At 65.2% G+C, this 5,888-nt stretch carries 5 protein-coding genes and 1 pseudogene; 3 read left to right on the top strand and 3 right to left on the bottom strand.

Translation table 11 applies throughout. The features are described from left to right. From AC2VOU_RS17585 to AC2VOU_RS17575, 3 genes and pseudogenes are all read right to left on the bottom strand, one after another. Nucleotides 1-97, bottom strand: a pseudogene (locus AC2VOU_RS17585) (WXG100 family type VII secretion target); the annotation flags it as partial. A gap of 57 nt (nt 98-154) precedes the next feature. Continuing rightward, nucleotides 155-1,354 carry a PPE family protein gene (locus tag AC2VOU_RS17580; protein ID WP_486958525.1) on the bottom strand — a complete coding sequence of 400 codons (1,200 nt, stop codon included), beginning with the start codon at nt 1,352-1,354 and terminating at the stop codon, nt 155-157. A gap of 16 nt (nt 1,355-1,370) precedes the next feature. Beyond that, nucleotides 1,371-1,667, bottom strand: a complete 297-nt coding sequence (locus AC2VOU_RS17575) for a PE family protein (protein ID WP_486958524.1) — start codon at nt 1,665-1,667, stop codon at nt 1,371-1,373. Between the two features lie 339 nt (nt 1,668-2,006). Here AC2VOU_RS17575 and AC2VOU_RS17570 point away from each other — a divergent pair, with 339 nt between their 5' ends. The 3 genes from AC2VOU_RS17570 to AC2VOU_RS17560 all read left to right on the top strand — a co-directional run. Then, entirely contained in the window at nt 2,007-2,717 is a 711-nt protein-coding gene (locus AC2VOU_RS17570; RefSeq protein ID WP_486958523.1) for a thioesterase II family protein, read from the top strand. 662 nt (nt 2,718-3,379) lie between these two features. Next, on the top strand, nt 3,380-5,125 hold the full coding sequence (locus tag AC2VOU_RS17565) for an AMP-binding protein (RefSeq protein WP_486958522.1): 1,746 nt from the start codon (nt 3,380-3,382) through the stop codon (nt 5,123-5,125). Nucleotides 5,126-5,386: 261 nt separating this feature from the next. Next, a partial coding sequence (locus tag AC2VOU_RS17560) for a beta-ketoacyl [acyl carrier protein] synthase domain-containing protein (RefSeq protein ID WP_486958521.1) occupies nt 5,387-5,888 on the top strand: 502 nt, incomplete at its 3' end.

Below are 5,888 nucleotides of genomic sequence, written 5' to 3'. Positions count from 1 at the left end.
TCTTGCGGGCCTCGTCCTCGACGGTCTGGGCGTGGGATTCGAAACGTCCAGCCATCGCCCGCATCTCGTGCGGATCAGTCATAAAACGAGTAGGCATATCTCTCTCCATTCTTGTGGGCGTGCGGAAAAGCTCGTGGGTTGTTGTGTGGAAACTCTAACCGCCGGCGGGCGAACGCGGCATCACCTTGGCGGCGACGCGCGAGCCCATGGCGCTCATGCCGCGTCCGGCCATTGCGCCCATCAGCCCCTGCGAGAACGGGCTAGTGGGTAGACCGGACGTCATGTTGCTCGGCGGCGCGACGCTGGTGGAGGGCAGCAGCGGGGCGGCACGATCCAGTCCCGCTCCCGCACCGGTGTGCCAGGCGTGTGGGACCGACAGGCCACCCGCTTGTAGCGCGCTGGACATCTGGGCCTGAATGCCCGCACCCCACTTGCCCAATTGGCCGGTGACGCCGCTCAGCACTTGAGCGCCCTTGGTGTCGACCATCTTGCCGACATTTTCCAGCAGCGAGTCCTTCATGCCGACCAGCGTGTCGACGGCGCTGCCGGCGCCGGCGGCACCGCTGCCCGAGCCCATGAACATACGAGCGGGCACGCTGCTCAACATGCCCAGGTAGTAGGTGCCTTGGAGGGGCAGCAGCGCGCCTTCGGGGTTGCTGGCGATGGCGCCGGCAACCGCCGGCAACCAGCTCTCCAAGCTGGTGGCGGACAAAGTGGTCAGCGAGACCTTCGAAGGATCGACGCCAAACAAATACGTGATCGAGTTAAGAATTGCTTCGATCGCGCTATCAGTACCGGTTGAACTAGCCGGCACAGCCTGCGAGCCACTCGCCACCATCGGCGCCGCGCTCTGCGCGGGCAGTGCGGCGGAGGCGCCCGTCGAATGCATCTGGTAGGTGTCCATGCCGAGCGCGTCCTGGATCCACATGTCCAGGTACTCCGCCTCATTTTGGGCGATGGCCCCGGTGTTCTGGCCGAGGAAGTTGTTGGACACCAGCGTGGTCAGCTCGGCCCGGTTGGCCGCGATCACTGGCGGCGGGACCATCGAGGTGTACGCGGTCTGGTAGGCGGCAGCGGCAGCCTTGGCCTGGGTGCCGGTCTGGGCCGCCTCGGTCGCGGTGCTCTGCAGCCAGGCGATGTAGGGCTCGGCGGCCGAGGCCATGTGAGCCGACGACGGACCGAGCCAGGTTTCCGTGGTCAGGTTGGTGACCGCGGTCTGGTATTGCGTGGCGGTGGCCTCCAAATCGGCGGCCAGCTCGTCCCACGCCGTGGCGGCCTCCAATAATGGACTAGACCCCGCACCGGAGTACATCAGCGCGGAGTTGATCTCCGGAGGTATCAGCGAAAAGCTCATCGAAGCCAGTTCCCGACTATCCGGCGGCTGCCGCGTTGGCTGCCTCGGTCAACGCGTAGGCGCCGGCGCCGGAGCGCAATGCGGCCACCAGCTGCTCGTGCACCGCGGCGGCCTGAGCGGCGATCTGCTGGTACAGCGCGCCGTGCTGAGCGAACTGGGCTGCCGTCATCGCCGAGACGAGGTCCGAGGCGGCCGGCGCCAAGCCCGTCGTCGGGCCGGCGGCGGCGGAGTTGCGCGCGACCATGGCGTCCCCGATACCGGAGAGCGTGCCCGCAGCCCCTTGCAGCACGTCTGGTTGTGTAGTGACGAACATCTTGATTAACCCTTTCCCCGAGACCCGCGCCGACACATGAGTGGAACAGTATCCGAACCTGGGCGTCTGGACGACCTCCCCTAGAGGACAGCCACACGTGGTGGCATTTAAAGCGTAGGTCCTTTTCGCCTTTGACGATAGGCGATTCGGTGAACCTACGTCAGGGAAAAATAGCTCAGTAATTTCTTGGGTTTCTCAGGGGGCTTCTCGTAAGGTTTGCGCAGGGTTTCTCACAGGGTTTTGCACTGGTCGGCCAGACATCGTCAAGCCGGGGCCGTCGCGGTCGAACCACGTGACGTGGCGGCGAGGTGGGCAGATGGGTGACGGTATCGTGGCCGCGTGACTGGACAGCCACCTAAACTTTTCATCTTCCCGCACGCCGGGGGATCGGCCGAGTTTTACGTTCCCTTTGCCAAGGCTTTTGCCAGCGACATCAAACGGGTCGCCGTGCGGTATCCGGGGCGCCGCGGTAATCACGACCTCGGGTCGTTCACCACCATCGGCGATCTCGCCGACCAGGTTTGCCAGATGATCACGCCACCGCAAGATCCGCACGACGCGATCACCTTTTTCGGGCACAGCATGGGCGGACTACTGGCGTTCGAGGTCGCGCGCCGGTTCGAGCGGGCGGGCAGACCGATTGCGGCGCTGTTCGTCTCGGCCGTCGCCGCACCGGGCCACGTCGGCTACGAACACGTCCCGGAGTCTGACCGCGGACTGCTGGACGCGGTGAGCGAGATGACGGGTGTCAACCCCGAGTTCCTGGAAAACGAGGAATTTGCGGCCAGCATCTTGCCGACGCTGCGTGGGCTCAAGGCGATCTCGAAATACGACTGCCCGCCCGGGGAAACGTTGTCCTGCCCGATCTCGGCGTTCCTGGGCGACGACGACGAAGTCGCGACCCCCGAGAAGGTGCAACCGTGGTCGCAGCGCACGACATCTGATTTCGCCATGAAAGTTTTTCCCGGCCACCATTTTTATCTGACCGACCACATAGCCGAGTTGGCAAGTGACATCGAGGCAAAGATCTTGTCCTGTTCTCGAGGTTGAGTAACGCGCTTTCCGCACGACGATTCATGGCACGACTTGGAGCCAATCACGAACCGGAAACAGTGCTATTCTGCAAGTGTCAAATAAGTTTATGCGGCCGACAAATCGGACGATGACGCCGATAAACCGGATGTATCGGCCACCGCCAGCCGGTTCGGGGTGTCCGCCGGCGGCGCGGCCGGCGTTCACAGTGAGATGTTTGGGGAAAAGTGAAAAACCCCACACCACCGCGGTCGGCGCCCGGAATTCCAGCAAACCCCCTCTTCGGCGGAGGTTTCACGGGAGGCACAGCCGTCACAGCGGTGCGGGCGTCGGGTCGGCGTGGGCCGAGCCTTCCGGCGGCGTCCGCTTGGGTGTCTGGCACCGTCTCCACCACGCCAAAGCGACCGCAACGCCTTTAATTAATCGGAATTATGAGAAACATCTGACCCTCCGGTAAGGTTGGCGCGTCACGACTGGGGACTGGGAGCCTCCGGAAGCGGCTCACATAGCAAACCTACGGTCCCGGCAATGACGCTGGCTAGAACGGGTCTTATGTTTGGCGCACTTATTGCATTCTTGGGTTTTTGGCCCAAGAGGCGCGAGGCCCCTGTTAATCTCCTGCATCACAAGCGCCCGCTCATTGTTTTGCCGGGCTCTACATCTCGAGGGGTGGTGTCCCGATGGCAGTAACCGAAGCGTCGATTGCCGCAGTACTGCGGGAATGGGCCCGGCAGCAGCCGGAAGCACCGGCATACACGTACATCGACTTCGACGTCGATCCGGCCGGCGACCGGCAGACACTGACCTGGGGTGAGCTCTACGGCCGCGTCCAAGCGCTGGCCGCTGAGATCGCCACGGTCGGCGCGCCCGGCGACCGTGCCGCGATCCTGGCCCCACAGGGCCTGGACTACGTGGTGGCCTTCTACGGCGCGCTCGAGGCCGGGCTGGTCGCCGTACCGCTGCCCGTGCCGCAGTTCGGTGCCCACGACGAGCGGGCCTCTGCCGCACTGCAGGACTGCGCTCCGACTGTCCTGCTGACCACGTCCGCCGCCGTCGACGACGTCGTCGGCTCGGCGCGCTCGCTGCCCGGCAAGACCCCGGCCCTGATCGAGGTCGACAGCCTCGACCTCAACGCGACGCCCGACTTCAACGTCCCGCCCGCGCCGCGGACCAAGAACGCGGTGCTGCAATACACCTCCGGCTCGACGCTGACGCCCAAGGGCGTCGTGGTCACCCACAAGAACATCCTGGCCAACTGCCAGCAGGTGCGAGAGGACTACTTCGAGGAACAGGGGGCGGTGCCGCCGCCGGACACCACCCTGGTGTCCTGGCTTCCCGTCTACCACGACATGGGTCTGTTGCTGGGCGTCACCGGCGCGCTGACCATGGGCCTGCACTCGGTGCTGATGAGCCCGATGGCGTTTTTGCAGCGGCCTGCCCGCTGGGTCCAGCAGATGGCGCTCAACACCCGCGTCTTCACCGCGGTGCCGAACTTCGCGTTCGAGCTGGCCGCCCGGCGCACCACCGACGAGGACATGGCCGGTCTCGACCTGTCCGGCGTGCACACCATCCTGTCCGGCAGCGAGCGCGTGCATGCGGCCACCATCCGGCGATTCACCGACCGCTTCTCGCAGTTCGGCTTCCCGGCCAGCTCGCTGAAGCCGTCCTACGGCCTGGCCGAGGCGATGGTCTACGTGAACTCCTCCGGGCCGGGCCGGCCGCCGACCGTCGCCAACTTCGACTACGAGAAGCTGTCCGCCGGCCACGCGGAGGCCTGCGACAACAAGACCGGGGTCGAACTCGTCAGCGTCGGCGTCCCACGCGCCTCGACAATCCGCATCGTCGACCCGGAGACCCGGGTGGAGAACCCGGCCGGCATGGTCGGCGAAATCTGGCTGCACGGCGCCAACATTGCCGCCGGCTACTGGCGCAAGCCGCAGCAGACCCAGAAGGCCTTCGGCGGCCAGTTGGTCGACCCGACGCCCGGCACACCGCTGGGCCCGTGGTTGCGCACCGGTGACCTGGGCACCATCCACGACGGCGAGCTGTACATCATCGGCCGGATCAAGGATCTGCTGATCGTCGACGGGCGTAACCACTATCCCGACGACATCGAGGCCACCACCCAGGAGATCAGCGGCGGTCGCGTCGCGGCGATCTCCATCGAGGACGGTCGCACCGAGCGTCTGATCGTGATTGCCGAGATGAAAGACAAAGGCAACACCCAGGAGATGGCGCAGCGGCTCCGCGATGTGAGGGCGAAAGTCACGTCTGCCATTTCGAAGTCCCACGGGCTGCGGGTGGCCGACCTGGTACTGGTTCCGCCCGGGTCGATTCCGATCACCACCAGCGGCAAGATCCGCCGTTCGTCGTGCGTTGAGGTTTACCGCCAGGACGACTTCAGCCGGTTGGATTCCACCGCTTAGTGAGGTTCAGACGGCTTTGCGCCGCAGCGGGCGTAAAGCCAGTGTCGACCGACGGATTTTTCGTGCCCGCCGCGCAGGGGGCGCACGTTCTACGAGAGCCGAGTGACGGTAACATTAGCCACTTCCGCTGGGTAGAACGTTGTGTGCGCTACGAGGCGAACCGACTGGACGCGCCCGGATGACATCGGTGCGCGACGCCGAGGTTCTCGTCGCACGCGATGTAATACGACAACAACTTTCCGACAGACCGGGGGGAGCGCTATGACTGCTGCACCGTCGGACCGTCGGGCCATCATCACCGAGGCGTTACGCAAGATCGACGATCTGACGGCGCGGTTGGCGATCGCCGAGCAGGGTGACACCGAGCCGATCGCGGTGGTCGGCATCGGTTGCCGGCTGCCCGGCGGCGCAGACACCCCCGACCAGTTCTGGCGGATGCTGCAGGAGGGCCGCAGCGGCATCGTCGACGTTCCGGCCGAGCGCTGGGATGCTGACGCGTTCTTTGCCGACGACCATTCGCTGCCCGGCACGATTGTCAGCAAGCAAGGCGGGTTCCTCACCGCCTGGCGTCCCGACGAGTTCGACGCCGAGTTCTTCGGAATCTCCCCGCGCGAGGCCGCGGCGATGGATCCGCAGCAGCGGCTGTTGCTCGAAGTCGCTTGGGAGGCGCTGGAAAACGCGGGCATCACCGCGCCGATGATCCGCGGCACCCAGACATCGGTCTTCGTCGGAATGACCACCTACGACTACACCCTGACCCTGG

This window comes from Mycobacterium sp. TH-M25, from assembly GCF_057473665.1.
This window is presented reverse-complemented; position numbering and strand designations above follow the sequence as displayed.

Coding starts and splice junctions, on each gene's coding strand:
- AC2VOU_RS17580 (WP_486958525.1), bottom strand. CDS start 1,354: ATGAGCTTTTCGCTGATACCTCCGGAGATCAACTCCGCGCTGATGTAC.
- AC2VOU_RS17575 (WP_486958524.1), bottom strand. CDS start 1,667: ATGTTCGTCACTACACAACCAGACGTGCTGCAAGGGGCTGCGGGCACG.
- AC2VOU_RS17565 (WP_486958522.1), top strand. CDS start 3,380: ATGGCAGTAACCGAAGCGTCGATTGCCGCAGTACTGCGGGAATGGGCC.